The 18,875-nt window shown below is 45.5% G+C and carries 14 protein-coding genes and 1 pseudogene; 2 read left to right on the top strand and 13 right to left on the bottom strand.

What is annotated here, in order from left to right; all coding sequences use genetic code 11:
- Positions 1–332: 332 nt before the first annotated feature.
- The 11 genes from R7P72_RS18065 to R7P72_RS18015 all read right to left on the bottom strand — a co-directional run bounded on the left by R7P72_RS18065 (position 333) and on the right by R7P72_RS18015 (position 13,448).
- Positions 333–2,966, bottom strand: coding sequence for a hypothetical protein (locus R7P72_RS18065; protein WP_318110737.1), 2,634 nt, complete (start codon positions 2,964–2,966; stop codon positions 333–335).
- Positions 2,967–3,063: 97 nt separating this feature from the next.
- Positions 3,064–4,182 carry a hypothetical protein gene (locus tag R7P72_RS18060; protein WP_213986471.1) on the bottom strand — a complete coding sequence of 373 codons (1,119 nt, stop codon included), beginning with the start codon at positions 4,180–4,182 and terminating at the stop codon, positions 3,064–3,066.
- Positions 4,183–4,254: 72 nt separating this feature from the next.
- Entirely contained in the window at positions 4,255–5,514 is a 1,260-nt protein-coding gene (locus tag R7P72_RS18055) for a hypothetical protein (RefSeq protein WP_213986470.1), read from the bottom strand.
- Positions 5,514–5,975 (bottom strand): hypothetical protein, encoded by a 462-nt coding sequence (locus R7P72_RS18050; RefSeq protein WP_158157462.1) that lies wholly within the window; start codon positions 5,973–5,975, stop codon positions 5,514–5,516. Before R7P72_RS18050 ends, R7P72_RS18055 begins: the two co-directional genes overlap by 1 nt.
- 57 nt (positions 5,976–6,032) lie before the next feature.
- Positions 6,033–6,872 (bottom strand): phage tail protein, encoded by an 840-nt coding sequence (locus R7P72_RS18045; protein WP_213896410.1) that lies wholly within the window; start codon positions 6,870–6,872, stop codon positions 6,033–6,035.
- Positions 6,873–6,987: 115 nt separating this feature from the next.
- Positions 6,988–8,385 (bottom strand): hypothetical protein, encoded by a 1,398-nt coding sequence (locus R7P72_RS18040; protein ID WP_213986469.1) that lies wholly within the window; start codon positions 8,383–8,385, stop codon positions 6,988–6,990.
- Entirely contained in the window at positions 8,382–8,729 is a 348-nt protein-coding gene (locus R7P72_RS18035; RefSeq protein WP_024703838.1) for a hypothetical protein, read from the bottom strand. The genes R7P72_RS18040 and R7P72_RS18035 overlap by 4 nt, the downstream gene beginning before the upstream one ends.
- A 3-nt stretch (positions 8,730–8,732) precedes the next feature.
- Positions 8,733–11,420, bottom strand: a complete 2,688-nt coding sequence (locus R7P72_RS18030) for a hypothetical protein (protein ID WP_213986468.1) — start codon at positions 11,418–11,420, stop codon at positions 8,733–8,735.
- A gap of 128 nt (positions 11,421–11,548) precedes the next feature.
- Positions 11,549–12,361 (bottom strand): hypothetical protein, encoded by an 813-nt coding sequence (locus R7P72_RS18025; protein WP_033905439.1) that lies wholly within the window; start codon positions 12,359–12,361, stop codon positions 11,549–11,551.
- Complete coding sequence (locus tag R7P72_RS18020) at positions 12,361–12,876, bottom strand: hypothetical protein (protein ID WP_054866402.1); 516 nt, start codon at positions 12,874–12,876, stop codon at positions 12,361–12,363. Before R7P72_RS18020 ends, R7P72_RS18025 begins: the two co-directional genes overlap by 1 nt.
- Before the next feature lie 11 nt (positions 12,877–12,887).
- A complete protein-coding gene (locus R7P72_RS18015) occupies positions 12,888–13,448 on the bottom strand; it encodes a hypothetical protein (protein ID WP_042522733.1) in 561 nt (186 codons plus the stop codon).
- Between the two features lie 309 nt (positions 13,449–13,757).
- Here R7P72_RS18015 and R7P72_RS18010 point away from each other — a divergent pair, with 309 nt between their 5' ends.
- Positions 13,758–14,324 (top strand): Crp/Fnr family transcriptional regulator, encoded by a 567-nt coding sequence (locus R7P72_RS18010; RefSeq protein ID WP_213986467.1) that lies wholly within the window; start codon positions 13,758–13,760, stop codon positions 14,322–14,324.
- 96 nt (positions 14,325–14,420) lie between these two features.
- Complete coding sequence (locus tag R7P72_RS18005; RefSeq protein WP_213986466.1) at positions 14,421–14,942, top strand: YgjV family protein; 522 nt, start codon at positions 14,421–14,423, stop codon at positions 14,940–14,942.
- Positions 14,943–15,498: 556 nt separating this feature from the next.
- Here the strand turns inward: R7P72_RS18005 and R7P72_RS18000 are convergent.
- Together R7P72_RS18000 and R7P72_RS17995 are read right to left on the bottom strand one after the other, a co-directional pair.
- Positions 15,499–16,164, bottom strand: a complete 666-nt coding sequence (locus R7P72_RS18000; RefSeq protein WP_053349478.1) for a hypothetical protein — start codon at positions 16,162–16,164, stop codon at positions 15,499–15,501.
- A gap of 1,854 nt (positions 16,165–18,018) precedes the next feature.
- Positions 18,019–18,740: pseudogene (locus R7P72_RS17995) on the bottom strand (SDR family NAD(P)-dependent oxidoreductase).
- Positions 18,741–18,875: the final 135 nt, after the last annotated feature.

Here is an 18,875-nt window from a genome sequence, read left to right as displayed (position 1 = left end):
CTTACTTTTTAAAGGCTGTAAAATAGGGCTTATTTTGAGGGAAAAGAGATTTATCAATGGTCTATGTAAAGAAAAGCCTCTCACCCAACGAGTGAGTGAGAGGCCAATTCAACCGTTTTGTCGCGCGGCAACGCGAGCAAAACATTCCACGAGGAAATGATGAGGTGAAATCTATATTTGAGAGATTTGGATTATATCCAATTTCGTTTTCGCATCAATATGCGCCAATGTTCTCGCATGCGAAAACTATATCGAACGGGATTCTTTAAAGTTCTCGCATGCGAAAACTTTTGCAAGAAAAAGGGACAGCATTGTGTCCCTTTGGTTGATGGTTATGGCTTGATGTAGCGAATTGTAAAATGGCCACCTCCTACTATTATTTCACCACCTACAGAAATGAACCTCACCGTGTCATTTACGTTAAGGTGGCCTACCCATTTAGCGGTTGGAGTTGCCAATGCGTTATCCCTAGCAGTACAACTATTGGTAATTTTCGTCGCGTTGTTAACTTGGATGCGAGCTGAAACAGTGTCGTCCTGACCTGTAGCACGCACTCGTCTATAGTCAGTAAATTCGATGTAATATGTGCCAGCTTTTACAACCTTAAATCCTGTTGTTGGGTTAACCCAAGTCATTAGCGATGCAGACTCCGTTGTGCGTCCAGCCCAGTTGCGAGCATGCCATGTAACATGACCTTGTAGCACACCAGATGTCGTGTTTGATGGATCGTTGCCCACCATAATATCGCCAACGGGCGCTGTTGGAATACTGTTAAACTTAGCGTCTACATAGTCTTTACGTGCGAGTGAGTTCCCCGCTGAACTTTGAGACGAACCTGCATACACATTGCCGCCATATACCTCTACGTAGTTACTTCTACGGTTAGTGTAGAATCTAATCCGACCATCAGAGTTTGTAAGAATCTGAATACCAGCACGAATGTTAGTTCCATCGTAGTAAGAGGCAAAAGCCCAATGAGCACCTGAGCTGTCAGGCTTGTTGACACTGAAAGCGGCTACTCCATTACCACCCCAAGTACCGTCGTAAAAGCTAGGCGCAACGCGAGCCACCCTTGCACTGGCAGCCCAAGAACCCGCAGTAAAGTCACCATCAGTACGAACCAATGAGCTACCGAAAAAGACACCAGAAGTAAATTTTCCTAAGTCATTGATGCGAAGCCAGTTGCCGTCTGTATTACGAAATGCAGCTCGCCCACCTAATGAAATGTTCTGATTGAGCATTACATCAAGCCCTTTAGCAAGCGTAAGCAGAGAGTAAGAGTAAAAACCGCTTGTGGCCTCGGTCTCCATGTGACAGTAAGATGAATTGCGTGAACCAATCCAAGTTTGCTTACCGCTATAAGTCAGCTTGATACCCTTAGCTGCCTCTATATCGACACCATCTAAAGGCTTATTGTAAGACGTGTAGTTAGTCACCATTAAGCCTTTAACCAGCCCCGCTGGTTGAGTTGCACCTTTGTTGCTAACGTAAGGTGTAATGGTGTGACTACACATGTATCGAATAAGAATGTTTATACTGTAGGCGCTGCGTGTTTTCACATAGATTGCGTACTCATCGCCGCTAGTGTTCACCCAACCAAACTCACTAAATGGCAAGCCGCTAGGATGATCCGTAATAACCTGACCATTTAGACCTTTAGGGCTACCGTTACTGGCTCGCAGAATTATTTGATGTCGTGACGACTGATAGTGCAAGTCAGTGTTAAAGCCAGCACCACCAAAAAACTCAATAACCGCAGTAGAGCTTGATTGAGGCATCGTTACGTTCGCTACCAGACACCAAGAATCATCACTACCTAAAGAGGTGCGCACAACCTCAGTGCGGTTAAACGCATCGGTAACTACCTTGCTCCCTGATATTTCCATAGGCACATTGCTGGTCACTTTGCTCTTACTTACGATCAGGTTTGTAGCCGTTGAGTTGTGCGCACCACCTACACCAATTTTTACCTCGGCTTTTGCATCGGTTGAGCCGTTAGTTAGATACATAATTTGGCGATTACCAATCAAACCGTAACCATCCATTTTTACATGGTCGGTTGATGGAACCGAATTACCTGCGCGTGTGCCTTGCACTTCAACACTACGGTTGGAAGATACCGATTCTGTTGCGCTTAGTGAGCCGTATAGCGTTGCTTGACCACCTTTGCGGATACTCAATCGACTTGAAACGTCACTCTCTACAATGTCAAATGAGCCATCGGTTTTCGTTTCTATATGGAATCGCTTACCTGTATGGCCTAAGTGAAGTTGTGAGACGTTACTTGCGCCCTCATCGATGATTAGGCCGCCAGTTAATGTACCGCCTGTCTGTTTCAGATAGCGGCCATCGGCTTGCGCTTGAGTCATCTTCGACGCTGCAAGGTCATACGCTTTCTTAACTGCACCTGCCGCCGCAAATTTCACGTCACTGGCATCGTTAACCGCCGCCGTGAATGCGTAGTTAGGCACGTTGGATAAGCCAACTTGCGCTTTTGTTACCTTGTGTGGGTTTGATGTGTCGGATTTGTGTTGAGCGATATTGGTTGTAATGGCCGCTACCGCATCACCTTGATCCATTAACGCATCACCTAGCTCTTTGATTGTGTCGAGCGCTTCTGCTGGCGCGCCACCAATCAAAGTGCTGATACGGTCGTCGGTGTGCTTGTTCGCGTTTGTCTCTGCTTGCTCCGCTCGGTCATAAGCAGCGTTACCGCGATTTAAACCCTCAACGCCTTTGTCGTATGCCTGTTTAACAGCACCAGCGGTCGCAAGTTTGCTGTTGGACGTGTCCGATACCGAGCTGGTGGCCGGATAGTTCGGTACGTTACCTAAGCCTACTTGTGCCTTTGTGACTCCGTGCGGGTTTGTTTTCTTGCTAGCATGCTCATCAACTTTCGTAGCGATTTCTTCACGAATTTTGCGAGCCGGACTACCACCAACTTGAGTCAATTTTTTTAATGCCATTCAGAAATATGCCTTTCTCAATTCATTGACTAGCAACTCCGACAAATCGTCGGAGCCACGTTGTTAGTGGGGAAAGTAGGAAAGGAAAGGGCATGGCTTATTTGAAGCCGATAACAGTCACAATGTCGCCAGCTTGTAGCTGTTCACCGAACGTAATTGTGTTGCCAGATAGGCTCCATACACCTGCGTTTTGCATTACACCGCATACGCTTAGAACAAGAACGGCAGAGATAGTACCTGCTGGTAGAGTGACGGTAGTTGAGGCTGATTCAACGGTAATATCTACAGTGCGGATCGCGTCTTTGATTGTTGCGGCTACGCTTGATTTGGTTGCGTATCTACCGTCAGATTCCGCTTTGGTGTATGACGCACCGCTAGCCGCTAGGCCGTTACGTGCTTCCGAAATGATTTGCGCTTTTGTTGCGTTCTCAAGCTTCGCAGCATTAGCGGCAGTTTCGCCAGCACCAAGCGCGCCCACGTCTTCTGCGGTTAGCTCGATGTTTTGGCTTAGTGCGTGACCGTTGATAGTGCGAGTATTAGGCACCGCATTCACAACGCGAGAGTCGTTACCCTGCATCACAGTGTTAGCGGCAGTACCAAAGTCTTTGTTGAATGCTGTTTTCTTCTCAAACGCTGGCTCCGCACCAACGTCTGTAGCTTCAAGCACTACGTTACCGCGCTGGCCGTTAACAGATGAAACCGCATCTGTTGGCGTTAACAGCTCTTGCCAGTTCGCTAGTGTGCTTGCTGGTTGGCGCATAAGAACGAATGATTTACGCAGATCCGAACGGATTGCCATATCACCCTCTTGCGCTGTCAGAGCAAGCATTTCCGCTTCTGATTTAACAGGGAACGTTTCTTTGATAGCGATAGCTGGCAATTGGCCTTGTGGGATCTTACCTGTGCTATCTAGCGTAGCCACGCCCTCTGCAACGCCTTTCTTGTTGTTAGGGATGTAGTCGTGCGTGTGGCTTGCTGGCGCTGCGCCCACATCTGAGTGAGTCAGAGTCACATCACCTGTTAGTGGCTTGTTATTGATAGTACGAGAGGTAGGGACAAGGTTCGCGCGCGCTTCACTAACAACTTGAGCTTTAGTTTTGCCCTCAAGTTTTGATGCGTCTGCCGCGCGAGCGCCTACTGGCAATGCGCCAACGTCTTGTGCTGTTAAGTCAGAAACGAGGCGGTTAATGCGAGTTAATTTGTTTTGTGTAGCCATAAAAGATCCAATTTATTTGTTAGTTAAAAAGGGCATTTATGGGGAATAGGTTTTGGGGAATGTAGAAACTGATTAGCCGACCAAGGTGATCTCCGTTCCTGCTGCAATTTCGTCAACAAACTGGATAACACCAGTGTCCGGCACAACGGTGTAAGCAAAGTCTTTCGATTGCTGCACACCTTGTAGGAACACAAGCTTAATCGCGCGCTCTGCAAATGCTGGCGGGATAGCGAATGTGTTCGAGGTATTAGGGAAGTGGCTATGGAATACTTCCATGGGCGAGCCAGTAGCGCCGCTATTGATGATGGATTCAAGCTTATCGATGTACTCTTGAAGCTCGGCAATGATCGTGCTTGATGTTGCCGATGGCGAACCAAGCGTAATCACCACTTCATCACCCGCCTCAAGTGGCTCGGCCACTTCGACTTCGTTCGTGTCTTTGAGGAACTGCCAAGCGCTGCCTTTGGTCTGCACAATGCCTTGAATGGACATTGCATCCACTTCCGGCACTTCATAAGGCAATGTGATTTTTGTCTCGCCGCCAACCGCAATATATGGCCAATGCTCAACCGCTTTGTTGTAGGCCGCGACCGCTTTATCGTGGACTAACTTGATCGCTTTTGCTGTGGCATACAGCTGATCGCTATCTACGTTAATCTCACTGGTTGCCGCCCAGTTGTTTACCAAGCCAAGGCCAACTTGAGCTTTGGTTACGTGGTGCGGGTTTTCACGGTCTGCGTAGTGCGCTTTAGCCTCGGCGCGCATCGCATATTGATTGTGTGGGTCTGGATGTGAAATGTGCCCTTCGAGGTCATAGCCGCCTTGCTTGCGGTCATCAAAGTTAAGGTGTTCGCTTTCCAGTTGGCTAGCGGTATCCGGCACGGTGACACGACACAAAATCAAATGATGATCTTCGACCGATTCCAGTGGCAGTACCTTAATTTCTGACGCTTCAATGTCGGACGCTAAATCGACTTGCTTTGTCTTTACGCCGAACTTATAGAACGCTTCGAGCACCACGTATGACGTAGCACCCGCCGAAATTTCCACATCAACATCATGCTGTTGGCGAACGGTCAATACATAGTCGTCGCGCTCAACTAACGCCACGCCAAATTCTTCACCACTGCTCACACGCAGTTTCATGCCACCAGCCGGAGCGCATTCAAAACCACGGAAAATACCAGCCCGAACGATGCCGTAAAATTTGCGGTTTAGACTGTTACTGGCCAGCGGTTCTAGGTACTGCGTATCGGTGATAAGCGGTAGCGCTTGCCAGTCCGTTAGCAGTGGTGGAATGATGATTGTTTCTTCGAAGTTTGGGCGACTCATTACGCACCAACCTGCGCCACTCTAGCGCTATCAGTGCGAGCCGTGTTGATCACGATTTCAATCGATAGGCCACGGTCTGAGTAAATCCAAACTGGTTGCGTGACAGCCACCAGAATTAGGCCGCCACTTGCATCTTTCACGCCCACGCAAGAGAACTGGTGTTGTTCATCTTCTGCTAGCGTACCCGCTGGCAAGTTTGCCGTGATCACGATGTTGCCATTCACATAAGCATAGTTGGCCTTAGAACGGTAAAACACGTTTTCAATGGTTTTCTTGTCCAGTGGAATAGGCATGCAGCTAGGCTTGCCCTCAATTTCTTGGATAAGGTCAAAACCCCATTCAAGATCGCCAAATTGGAAATAAGGCTCAGTACCATTGGTAGGCAACGACGACAAGGCGCGTTCGTCGTAATAACGGTTAAGCAGTTCACACTGCGATAGGACTACTTTTTGTGTAAGCACCTTTACGACCTCGTATAAGTCGTGGCGCTTTAATGGGACGGGGAATAGGAATAGGGATTAATAGTACCGTCTATCAATGGAGATCGCATCTAAGGGGATCGCATCCATTCGAGGTGTACCATACATCGGGCTAACTGGACGTTCTTCCTGTGTCGTCGTTCCAGTCCGAACAAAGTCCTGTTTATAGCTTGGTGTTGATTCTATATCGGTCGCCACCTGTTTTCCAACCGTAACATGGTCGGAATAGTGGGGAATTTCCACCATATCCATGACTTCGAACTCGATTGAGTACAATTGGCCATCTAAAACGATGCGTAGCGGGATAAGTGGATGTACCACGCGTCTGATTTTTGCTTCGAACGCTCGAATGGCTTCCTCGGTGATACCGTCCTCTCCTGCAATGTCATTCAAAGGGATTCGAATCGCGCCGCGACTGGTCAGGAAAAAGTCGCTCGGGTTTAGTCCGTTTTGCAGTTCTAACTCTGACTCGGGAACTAAGAACGTGCCGTATGGGAATCGCTCTTGGTCTACTGGTGCGTAGATTCGTTCCCACTTAACACGTAGCCCTTTAAACTCACGAGCGAGCGTAGAGATAAGCGGGTAGATGGTCTTTTTAAAGTGGATTTCGTCCTTACGCTGCATCACAACGTGCGGCAAGTCCTCATCGGCCACTTCGCCTAGTGGGAAGATTTTTCGCAGCTCTCTAATATCTTCTAGCAGCGACTCTTTATCCATTTCGTACAGAGACGAACGTGCCTTAAGCTTTTCAATGTATGACTCTACGTGGGTTTCAATTGACTCTGCGATCGCGCTTGCTAAATCTACCCAAGCGGTTTCCTTTTGACGCGCCTTGGTTAGCTGGCCAGATAGCCATTTTCTGAAGTCTCCAAATGCCATGTTTTTCGCCTTATTGGTGTAAAAGTTTTCGCATGCGAAAACTATATGGTATGTTGTGTTTTAAAGTTCTCGCATGCGAAAACATCCGTGTCTTTCTTGCTCCGTGCGAAAACTTCTATGAGTAATCGAAGTTCAGTTGAATGGTTGACGCATTCACATCTAAATAGTGGTAAGTATCAATCGGGATGCGGTCAAGAATCCCAATAACTTCGACCTCAAACTCTTTAATGCCCAAAGTCACGTTGAGCTCTTGGATGACATCCCAAATTTGGTTTTTGGTAATGCGCTCATTGCGACTTGTCTGTTTGCCAAATTTCTCATCTAACGCATCGGCCAGTACCTTTGTCGCCCATTCTGGATTTGAACTTGGGTAAAGCTTACCTTTGACCGTCACGGTAAATGGTACGTCCTTACGCTCCACCAGCTTATAGCGCTCGTTATAGCCCTCTCGGCCAGCGAATAGAAGTTGGATTTCCTGATTCAAAATCTCGTCGGTTTTATCGGCAGAGTAAGCGCAAATAAAGATCGTGTTGATGTTGCGAACGTCAGGTTTTCCAGTGAGTTTTTCCTGCTCCGCTTCGCCCCAAATAGACAACCAAGTAACACCAGAAATATTACGCTTAACAAAGGTCATGTAATCCGAGTCCCACGCAATCTGCTCGTCATAGATTGGCGAGTAAAGGGCGTTGTTTCGGATAGATTCAATATCCTCTGGCTCTGCGCCACCGATAATGCTGGTGGCCGTTTTAATGGCGAGCTGGTCTTTATAGGCGCTTTGAATACCCATATCGATGAGCTCTAAAGGCTGCGCATCGAGTAGGGTAGTTACACCATTAGTCAGCCATAGCTCAAACTCAATCACATCGCCCGTAGCTGGCGCGCGACCGTTATTGTTGTTACCAAAACGAACGCCTAGCTGGTCGGTTGGCTTATAATATTCCATGTAGGCTTTGGATTTGCCGTCCGTATTCCGAAACTTAAAGACGTGCTCCCACACTTCACCGTTCACGCGCACAATGATGTTATGAATGCGCTTAGTCAGCTCTTGTGGGAACGCAACGGCTAACCAGTTATGCCCCTCATCGACCGTGTAGGTCATCTTGGACACTTCGAACTGTTGAACCTCTACAGACGCGCTTTCCTGTGACATGAGATCGATGGCTTCCATTAGCGTGTAGCGTAATTGGTTGCCAGCAACGCATTGGCTGTATTTCGGCAAAGTAACGCGATTAGTTCCGGTATTGGTCACTAGCGCACGGCCTTTTGATGGCGCTGCTTTTCGACCTACATAGCCCTCAGTTTCAGCACCCGCCAAAATGGAAGTGCGCTTAGTCGCTAACGTCAAATAGGACTCTTGCAAAGCACGGCTACTGATCGCTGCCACACGTTCAACAATCTTGGCCACAAACAAGCAAAGGTAGTCAACGAACTGCGAACCAATATGACGCGACCACCAGCTTGAACCAGCAATCGCCTCGTTAAAGGTCTTTTTGACTTCTTCTAACTTACTCAAAACGTAATACCTCTTTCCAACGTTTGACCGTTCACAACGATCGTCAATTTGTAGGCATCGATACCGCTGACGTTTGGCTCTACGGCAATGCCGTGAACCACCGCGCCTTTCACGTCAATTGGGAGGGTTAATAGGATTGAGTTTTCGATAGCTGCTGCTGTGGTTTCGTTTACTGGTTCATGCTTGTATGTTCCTAATCTGTTGCCCCATTGCGGAGCGCCCCAAACTTGGCCTTGAGGTGTATCGAGCCATTCAGAGACGCGCGCAACGATCGCGTGTTTCTCATCGGCTACTTTTACACCGTCAATATCGACCCGTAGTAAGTAATCAATTTCTTGGCTCATTTATTACTCCATATCAGCGCTTTGACGCTGTAACGAACGGTCATCAAAGTTGAGAGGAATAGAGCCGCTAGCCTTAGTGGCTGACGCTGGTTTGTCTTTGCTTGAGCCACCGCTAGGCGCTGCAAAGATAGTGGTTGGTTTGGTTGCATCACTGCCGTTAACCGCGCGCCCAATGGCATCCAGTGAATGCTTGCTAAGTTCCACGGTTTGAGGCTTACCGCTCTCTTTGAGGTCTTTCATCGCTGCTTGTGCTTGCAGCTCGCTAACTCGCTCATTGCGTTGGATGGATGATTGAGTTGCAACCGTCTTATTCGAGGTGTTTTCGGTATCCACTTTCACCACGGATTGAGTGTCCGTTTTCTGCTTACTTAGCTCGGTATTGATGGATGATTCATGGCTGGCTGTGGTCACGCTGTTGGTTTGCGTGTTGTTTGCTGCCTTGGTTAGAGCGGCTACTGCCTCGGCCTCTTTACGGCGTTTGATCCCCGCATCGACGGCGGAAACCTGCTCGGCTTTCTTCTCTGGCGAGTAAACTTGGCCAAGCTCGGGATGCTCGACCATGCCGGACATATCCATGCCTGTTTCATTAGCCACTTGCACACGTTTGTCCTGGCTAATACGTTTTTCTCTTTCTACAGCTAAGTAAGCTTCTTTGTAGCTAATCCCTTGCTCGCTGGCCTTTTGCGATGCCTCTTGAGAGGTCACTTGAATTGAGTTTTTCGCATCAAGTTCGCGCATGGCTTGGCTGTCATTGGACGCTTTAGCCGTGTGGTAGGCTTCGGCGTTCTTAAGGTGTTCTTCTTTCTCCGGTTGAGCTTTCTCAGCCTTAGAATCCTTAGCCTCTTTGTCGTCCTCAATCTCACCGCCAAATAGCTTGTAAATGCCTTTGGCCATATCGCCAGAATCAAAGGTCAACGCTTCCTTAGCGCCATCAAAACCGAACGCCCCAAGCGCCGAACCAAGCAAACCAGCACCGCCACTGACTAGGCCACCCAAATCGAGCGCGTTTGCCAATGCCATTGAGCTTTTCTGGCCAGTTGTCGCCTCTTGGCCATCTTTGAGGTTGAACGTCTCTTTCTGTTTGTCTTTGTCAGTGAATCCGCTAAACGCATCGTAGGCCATTAAGGCCGGAGCAAGGAAAGGGATCGCCTTGCCAGCAACAGAGCCGATTTTAGACATACCTTTAAAGGCGGCACCCGCCATCGATACGCCCTTGTTGGCCACGTTCGAGGCTTTGCTGCCAATGCCTGACATTACCGATTTGATTCGGCCACGTTTGCCACCCGCTTTACGGCCAGCACGTCCACCAGCACGGCGGCGTTCAAACATATCGCCAGCTAGATCTAATAGGCCACCTTGGCCATCGTTCGCCACTGCTTTGGTTGCCGAAATCAGATCATCGAGCTTATCTAGTACATCATCGAATTGGCGTTCACGATCAGCACTCGATTCATGGAGCACTTCAAGCATGTTTGCTCGGTAGCTCTGTTCTTTGGTGTTTTTGATCTCACTAGCTGTGCTTATCCGGCTAGAATCACTCCCAACAAGATTGACAGGCACGTTACCCCTAGCATCATCACGGCTAGGTCGATCACTAGGCGTAACTTGAGTTGAGTGGTTCGTCTCGAACGAATCTTTTGTCGCTGATAGTTGTTCATGGCTAACTGTCTCTATGGCTGTGACGGCCTGACTGTCTGCCTCTGGCGCTTGTTTGCCTCGGGTAAAGAGTCGGCCTAGTTTCGATTCTTTTAGCTTGTCCTTGGTTGAGGGGACTTTTTCAGTCACATCATCCAATGCTTCTTTAGCGTCTTGCCCCAAGTGATAAAGCTCTTTAGCGGAGTAGAAGAACGAACCACCAGCCGCAGCGCCAGCCGCATCGGTCGCGTCGTTTTCTTCCTGTAGGAACTCTTTCACGTTATTGATGGCCAGTTGCTTAAGGCTGGTGGCCACCTTAGCAAAAACGTTCTGGCTTTCCTTTTCCGTGTCGGTTTGCTTTTCAATTTGGCGCTCTAATGCGGTTTGCTGTGCGTTCTTGTAAGCCGATTGCTCTTGCTTACTCGCATAGCGACCATCGGAGCGTCGAAGCTTGCCGTTAGCGTCTTCCCAATAGCCCTCAAACTCTGCCAGTGCGTCAGAGACAGCCTTTTCTAACTTCTCTGGCACATCATCAAGGATTGAGGTATCCAAACGTTCAGAATTGGATTCTGGCGCTTCTACATTCACGACAACGGGCGCTTGTTTTACCGGCTCGCGCGCGTCCTCGCTTTTCAGCGTGTCAGCAATCGACTTTACGCCACTTACAGAGCTGCTTTGCTCGATCGCTTTGGTGTCCGGCTTGGCTTGTGTTTCTGCTGGCTGATTAGGCGCAAATGACAACTCAATTTCACCTGTACGCTTGGTCTTGGTTGCACTTGGTTTAGGTGTGCCGCTTGATTGTTTTTTTAATCCTTTTTGTGGATTAACGCTCGGAATAGTAGAGGCGTTAAGAGAGGCATTGGAAACGCCCTTAGTTACCGCCTTTTCGATGCCCTTTGTATCCACTGCAAGGACGGCCTTTTGTTGGCTCGTTGGTAGAGTCTTGCCATCGAGTTTGCGACTAATCTCAGATAGCACGGTCAGCTCTTTGTCACTGGCTCGCTTCACTGCATCAACAACCAGTGAAAGATCAACCTCTTGTTGGTTTCTGTCCATTTTTCACCTTGTCTTGGAGCGCTTTATCTAGGCTTATGGCCATCGTTTGAGGTGTTTTGAATACCGCATCGATAGGCTGGCCACCGTAGATCGTTAAGTTCTCAATCAGTACGTTCCAACCAACGTAATCAAAACGTTGTAATGAAGTCGTTATGCCGAAAGGGTAAGAGCAACGTTCGAGTTGCTTCACCTCCTTGCTCGATAACTTTCTGGCACTGCGGAATAGTGGCGACTAGGTAGTAACGCCCCTCGTCGTACTTGGTGAGCAATCCGTGACGCGCATTGCGTAGGCACTTTTCAACCTTGGCAAAGGCCACACGAAATTCCGTGTTGAGGTACATCGATTTCAATAGGTCGATTTTCCACACTAGGGCATCGTCTTGGTCTTTGGGTTGATCTTCGAACGTTAGGCAGTAGGCCAGCTCAGTGAGCGCCATGTGATTCGCTTGCTGCTTCCATTCAGCGCTGTCCGGTTCGTACTGGTCGCGCTCATTGCGAATGTTCTCAAGTTGCTCCGCTTCGTAACCGGTTAGTGGTTTCACGTTCGCTAGGTATGACTTGCCTTTCACGCTTAAGGTGATCTCTTGTTTTGGCAATCCATTGAGAGCTTTGGCCGATTCCATTAGCTCGCCCATATTGAGATCGAGATAGTGAGTTTCTTTGCAGTGCTCGCACTCATAGCTAAAGGGAATAGTGCCTAGCTCGCTGGTGGACATAAAAATCCACCACAATGCTGCGCGGCGATCTTCACCAGTCCATAGGCCGCTATCACTCATAGGGCGCTTACTGGTGTCTTGCATGTGGTTCAGATAGCGAGTTGTGTTGGCTTCCTCTTGGTACTCGTTGAGGTCGCAGAACAATAGAGCGTCTTCCACGGTTGGGACTCGAAACTCAATCACTTCTGAAATGTTACTTGGTAGTGGAAATGATGGAATGTGCATTACAGTACCTTGTTACCTACAGACATAAATTTTTGGAGAATGAGCGGGAATGACTGGATCTGGTTGCCGTTTTCGCGTGAAAACATCACGTTGCCAATCTTGGTAGGAAAGACTTGATAGCTCTTATAGAGTGACTTTTTGCCGTCCTCATTGAGCGTGAATATGTTGATTTTGAACACGTACTCTTTGGGGATGTTGAGTGTGCCGTCTTGGTTTCTGACTTTCTTGATTCGGCTTTCAAACCATTTAGAAACAGTCAGGTTTTGGTCATCACGAACCGTTAGCGTGATTTCGCCAACACTGCTGTATGTAGGCAGCGCAATAGAGCCCGAACCGACTTGGAATGAATCCGCATCGATAGAGCCAGCACCAAAATCAATATCCTTTACGTAAATATCAAAGTCCGTTGGCGCGTCCGGCGAGTCGATTTCTACCGCCCATTGCCAGCCTTGCAGCCACGGCTTATTCATAAAGTTATTGGTCGCGCGTTTGGCGAGCTGCATGTATGGATTCATGGCCACCTCGCTTAGAGCAACGATACTGGTGGAACAATGGCACGGTTCGCGCGCATTGAGTTTTCAATCTCGGCTTTACGTGCGGCTAAGTCAGGTTCGGCAGCAATATCGGTCACATCCAACTTGCCAGCTATGGCAATACGGCGTTGACGCTCTGCGTTCGGGATAGTGATCAGCAATTCCAGATAGTCGCCAAGCAAGCTAATGCACGGCGTTGGAAGCTGGAACGAATCAAACGGCTCATTGAGTACGTTTTGCATGTACATCAATGTCAGTGGGAATGTTTCTGCGCCCGTTAATTTCAGTTCAAGAACGTTGCCCCAAACCTCGCTACGCACATAACGGCCACGGTCATCTTTGACCACCAGCCTTGCAGCAAAGTCGGACGGTAATTCAAACTGATTGCTATCGGCTAAGTCGCTTTGTTGGATGCGGATTTTAGTGGTAAATCCGGCAATCTCTTGGTACTTGGCCAGCGCTTTACGCAGTAGGCTTAACAGCGCCTTTTCGTCGTCGTGGAGCAAGATAGGGAATCTCGCTTTCACGTCTTCGAGTAGTTCAATCGGTGTCATGGCCGCTCCGGTAGTGGCGGCGCATTTTGAGATAGGGGATAGGCTTGGTGAATCTTAACTCAAACCAATAGGGCACGCGATTTAAACTTTGTTATTGTCGATGGACAACAAAGACCGAAACTCACTGGTGGACAAAACCGATTTAGACAGCTAGCTCAGTTTGTATCTCTCTAGGTAAGGTTTTACATTGGAAACGTCTAAACAAGTGGTCACCTTTGAAAGTCACCAATAATCACTAGTATCTTGGATATTTCTAATTATTAGATGTGTTAGGCTTGGCGAAATAAAGCAAATATGGGACCTGTTTTTATGTTGGGTAAATTCACTAATGTGACTGACTATTTCTCTGAGATGGGTGTTCCGCCTCAAACGGTTAAACCCTTCTTAACTCAATTTAGATTGCTTTCACTAAACCCAACAGATATTTTGCTCGCACAGGGCTCTCAGCAGGACTACGGCTATTTTATCATGTCCGGAATACTTAGAGCTTGTCATTACGGTGAGAATGGGCTTGAGCGATGCAAAGAGTTTTACTTTAAAGATGAGCTATGCTTCCTCTATTCAAGTTGGTTACAGGGGGTGCCTGCCCAATATCAAATTGAAGCGATTACTGCAACAGAAGTAGTAAGGATCCCCTTGAATTTACTTGCATTGCCTTCGTTCTCACAAACCAGAATTACACTGTTGCAACAACAGTTAATATTCAAGGAGCAGAAAGAGGCCCTGCTATTACTCCACACACCTGAACAAAGATATCGGCACTTGCTGCAGTATTGGCCACATTGGTTAGCCAAACTTAATAACATTCAGATAGCCAGTTATATCGGTATCAGCCCTGTCAGCCTATCGAGATTGAAAGCCAGAATTAAAAGCTAAATATAAGGTAGGAATTAACTTTAGTTAATTCCTACTTTGGGAGATATGCGCATAATCCTACCTCCATATTTATTTTAAATTCTGTAGTAGGGAAGCATGTCGGTATTTCTTTGGTCCCAAATATTGATAGCAATCGCCATCGTACTTGACCTGATATCATTTCAATTTAAACAAAGGCAAAAAATTGTCTGTTGCTTATGTATATCTGGAATCTTGATTAGCGGCCACTTTGTTCTATTAGAGAAATGGACCGCCGCAAGCTTAATGTTACTCGCGAGTGTTCGCTATTTCGCTAGTATCTTTACTACATCGAGAAGGTGGATGTTTCTATTTTTAACCTCTGCGTTAATAATCACTGTACTGACCTTTGTTGACTTAATCAATTTGATTAGTTTTGGCGGAACGCTATTTCAGACCACAGCTGCATTTTATAAAAGTGATCAGCGTTTACGTCAATTAATGATTGTCGGAACTTTTCTCTGGCTAATACACAATTATCTTGCAGGTTCTCCTACCGCTGTACTGATGGAGCTGTTGTTTCTTGGCAGCAATATTATCGGCTATTATCGTTATTCTGGGATACATCTGAGTCTGTTGATTAAAAACAAGTCTATATGAATGCATATGTTAATACTTAAGTGACAAACACGATGAAAATGGAAGATTTTTGGTAAGGGATATTCATAAGGTCTAAATCACTATTAACTCTAAATCATTTTTGGACAAAAGTTGGTTACAGTCTTTGCTAAATTAGCATTTGATGGATAACTAGATATATTGCAAAACCTCTTATCGATTGGTCAAATCAACTCATTCACTACATATTAGAGTGAAAAATATCATGTCCAGTTTTTCTCTGGGTCATTACATATGTTACAACCAACTTAATTAATCTAGTCACGTTTAAAGTGATTGATCGGTATTGCTAGCCAAACAGAAATAAACAATGGAACACCTCCAATAGTTATCAAGGAGACTTGCGTTGTGCTCTCAATTTCAAAAACAACCATAGCTTTTATTACTAAAGTCGATAGTGCGAATAGATGCAAACATAAACTAAAGCAAAATGCAATTTGTACTCTCAATCTAGCTTTAGTGTTTATTTTTTTAATGAGAGAAGTGGTATGCAAGTTTATTAATACTAAAGAGAAAGTGTATGCTAACATCCAAAATATCATTGTAAATCCCTAACGGTTAGCAAACCTCGACGTAACAGTTCCTCTCGGGCTTTCTTAACTTCTGTATCTGTCATCATTTTCATTACGCTTGCTAAAACAGTAACAATTACTGCGCTTCTTCCGATATTCGATATAGTAGTCTGTGAAACACTTATACCCGTTTTCTTTGATGCTAGGGTTAAAGACTGCTTTGCTATCCCGCCACCTGACGCCTCGATTGCATGATTTCCTATTCCTACTGTTACTAAAGAAAAGATTGAACTAGCAAGAAATGCAACTTCTAGTTTTGGTTCTACTGTGAAAAACCACGTGCCTATTAACTCACTAACTAGTTTGTTTGATTCAAAATAATTTCGCAACTCACCATCAGATAAACACCATTTGTTCCAAGCAGGATTTGCGAGGTTTTGGGCGAGAAGAGTTTGTATAGCACCAAAAAACTTAACGTTTCCCAGAGCTTTAGCTTGCGGTAAAACATTTCTTTTTTCTGTATGGTTGAGCTGCCGATAAAGTAAAACTCCACTTAGTACTGGTAATATGCAGTCTTTATTTTTCCGTATAAACGGTATGTGTGCTTGAAGATTCATTAAATTTGCAAGGTAGACGACAGGCTCTTGTACTGCGTTTTCAAGCTTATAGTTTCTAGTTTTAATCACTCCCACGTATAACTCCTTTATTATTAATTATAGCGATAAATAGCACGTTACAACAATTGCAACATGGCAACAGTGCATGTGTAAAATGTCAATTGCAAACATGTAAAAGCACTTGGTTTTACTTTTTAACATAACATTAGATGGTTCATCTTGAATATGTTAAGTGAATCAGTATTTATCGAGTACAAAAAATAACAAGACACTCACATCGCAAAAGGTTTTTATGGTGAATTATGTAAATAAATTATATAGAGAGCTAACTAAACATTGACTCTTGTAAATGATTAAACAATTAATATCATTAATAGACATTAACTAGTGTATCTCGTACCCTCTTGTGCTTTGCAGTTAGTATGACCCCAAAGAACTAGACATTGCACAGATAAGAAGAATTTGGGCAAAATCATCAGTGGCGGGCTAGTTCGTTTAAGGGGGTAAACACGAAAGGGGCAAAGGTGTGTTTGCCGTGATCGGCGCTGGCATACCTCTGGACAAAACCTTGCTAGTGCTTTTGCTAAATTAGAAAATCATCAATAACTACAGGTATGGCACATTTGTGAACTTACGTTATCAAAAATCGGTGTTCATTATGCCGATTATGGTAAATAGCTAAATTTGATGCCGCTTTTGGCTTCCATGGTGTCGCGGCTTATATTCCCCCACAACAAATTTGCACTCAGTACGAGCAGAATTTCAAAGATGGTAGGGTATGGAATGGCATCACCAAGATATTGTGACATAAGATATTTAGTAACTGAAAGGCAGCTTTTGGCTGCCTTTCTGGTTAGGTTCAGTCTTTGAATAAATCTATTATGTAGATCAATCCCTTGACACATAAATTTGGATTTAATTTCAATGTCGTAATGATAGACTTTAATACCTTACTACATAAGGATTTAGAGCTCTTAAAAAGCATAATAGTCACCTTTGGGGTTCAATAATGTGTTTGCCAATCGGGTGACTGCTGTTCTATAGTCTCTCTTGTTAGGTATCGACAAGATACAAGTAGTCACTTTCGAGTAGTTGGCGCTACTCTAGATTGGCTTCGATTTTAAACCCCACCTTTTGTTGGGGTTTTTCGTTTCTATCACCAGAAACGAGTCAGTGTAAAAAACACTCACACTGTAGGCTGCTTTGGTACAACAACCTTGCTGTGCCTAGCGTCGCGGAATATAAGATAGTTTGAATGATTTGATAATACAAGGTACAGATTTGGGATGCCTTGTGGATAACTAACAAAATAAAAAAATCAGTAAGTGAACACTAACTGATGGATAGAGATGATACCGTACGAGAGAAAATTGCGTTTTTCAGATCGGTTCATAAGTAACCGTACATAAAAAGATTTTTCTTGATCTTTGACTAGTTTTACCCATGAACTCATAAGCTTGAGCGTTCTCGCTGTGCTCAGTTCATTCCGTCGTTTTACTCCTCCCACGATAACTAACCTCAAAACGAAATCGGTCTTTGCACCAGGTTCGTTCCTCACTTGGTGCCATTCCTCTTTCTGTTCGGCTTAGTTCCTGTGTGTCAGGAGTCAATAATGTTTGATCGGTTTTGTACTAAAACTGGTAGAGCTGGCCATTTTTGAAGCTAAAGTTTGATCGTTTTTCAGAGATTTACCATTTTCAAAGAGCCAAAAAAGTACAACAAAGATTGTTTGCTTTTAAGCTCATTTTTGGACAGAACCTTGTCAGTTATATTACTAAAATAGGATATAACTGATTGGCTGAAACATGGAAAAGTAACGCCACATTAAGGTGTGAGCAACGCAATACCGATGCCGCCTAAACAATAAAACTAACGCATAGTAAAAAATTCCACACATGCCGAATCACTCTTGAATTGTTTGTTAGCCGCTCATGCCAACGATAGCTCACCATCAACTACCAGCGTGTGAACGACGATACAGCTGGCTTTATCTGATAATAAAAATTCAATCGCATTGACGATTTCGTCGATTTATCCAAAGCGATTGATTGGTTCTACGTCAGAAACATCAGCGCGGATATTAGAGTTTTCAAATTGCCTTTCTTCCCATCGGGGCGTGCACGTTACACCGGGAGCAACCGCATTGATTCGAACTCCAGATTTGATGCTTTCTAGGGCAACAGATCTAGTCTGCCCCTCAAGAGCATGTTTAGTAGCATTATACATTGATGCATTAGGTGTTGGCCTAAGACCATTTATAGAGCTTACATTTACTATGGATGCGCCTGCTTCCATTAGTTTTAGTTCAGACCTTAAACACAAAGCTTGACACAAAAAATCAACATGAAGTGTTTCTTTGAGAAGTGGTACATCAACTTGTGGCAGATAGCCTCTAGAAGCAAGAGCCGGAGAAGCGTTGTTGACCGCTACATCCAACTTCCCGTAGCATTCTGCAATGTGAGTTGTTGCTCATCGGCTATATCAATCGAATGGTAATCGACAGGTTTTAATTCTGGATATTTTTGCATGGCATTTAACCAAACCTCTTTCGAACGAGAGCACGTAATAACTTGATATCCCTGCTTCATGAGCCGAAGAACTGAATACAAACCGATTCCTTTTGAACCACCAGTGACCAATGCGATTTTCAATTTAGGACTCCTTTCCTATTTGTGTGCTTTGACGGCTAACGCCCTGTTAAGGTGTTAGCAACGCGACCACAAAACTTAACTATACACCCGTAAACAAGAAACCCAACGGTGGAATGAAAACTACCAAGTGTTGGG

The organism is Vibrio sp. Vb0888 (genome assembly GCF_033338835.1).
In the GTDB taxonomy this organism is placed as follows: domain Bacteria; phylum Pseudomonadota; class Gammaproteobacteria; order Enterobacterales; family Vibrionaceae; genus Vibrio; species Vibrio alginolyticus.
The sequence above is the reverse complement of the archived record's forward strand: the minus strand, read 5'-3'. Positions and strand labels throughout refer to the sequence as shown.

Coding starts and splice junctions, on each gene's coding strand:
- R7P72_RS18035 (WP_024703838.1), bottom strand. CDS start 8,729: ATGAGCCAAGAAATTGATTACTTACTACGGGTCGATATTGACGGTGTA.
- R7P72_RS18020 (WP_054866402.1), bottom strand. CDS start 12,876: ATGAATCCATACATGCAGCTCGCCAAACGCGCGACCAATAACTTTATG.
- R7P72_RS18045 (WP_213896410.1), bottom strand. CDS start 6,872: ATGGCATTTGGAGACTTCAGAAAATGGCTATCTGGCCAGCTAACCAAG.
- R7P72_RS18065 (WP_318110737.1), bottom strand. CDS start 2,966: ATGGCATTAAAAAAATTGACTCAAGTTGGTGGTAGTCCGGCTCGCAAA.
- R7P72_RS18015 (WP_042522733.1), bottom strand. CDS start 13,448: ATGACACCGATTGAACTACTCGAAGACGTGAAAGCGAGATTCCCTATC.
- R7P72_RS18025 (WP_033905439.1), bottom strand. CDS start 12,361: ATGCACATTCCATCATTTCCACTACCAAGTAACATTTCAGAAGTGATT.
- R7P72_RS18055 (WP_213986470.1), bottom strand. CDS start 5,514: ATGAGTCGCCCAAACTTCGAAGAAACAATCATCATTCCACCACTGCTA.
- R7P72_RS18010 (WP_213986467.1), top strand. CDS start 13,758: ATGTTGGGTAAATTCACTAATGTGACTGACTATTTCTCTGAGATGGGT.
- R7P72_RS18060 (WP_213986471.1), bottom strand. CDS start 4,182: ATGGCTACACAAAACAAATTAACTCGCATTAACCGCCTCGTTTCTGAC.
- R7P72_RS18030 (WP_213986468.1), bottom strand. CDS start 11,420: ATGGACAGAAACCAACAAGAGGTTGATCTTTCACTGGTTGTTGATGCA.
- R7P72_RS18005 (WP_213986466.1), top strand. CDS start 14,421: ATGTCGGTATTTCTTTGGTCCCAAATATTGATAGCAATCGCCATCGTA.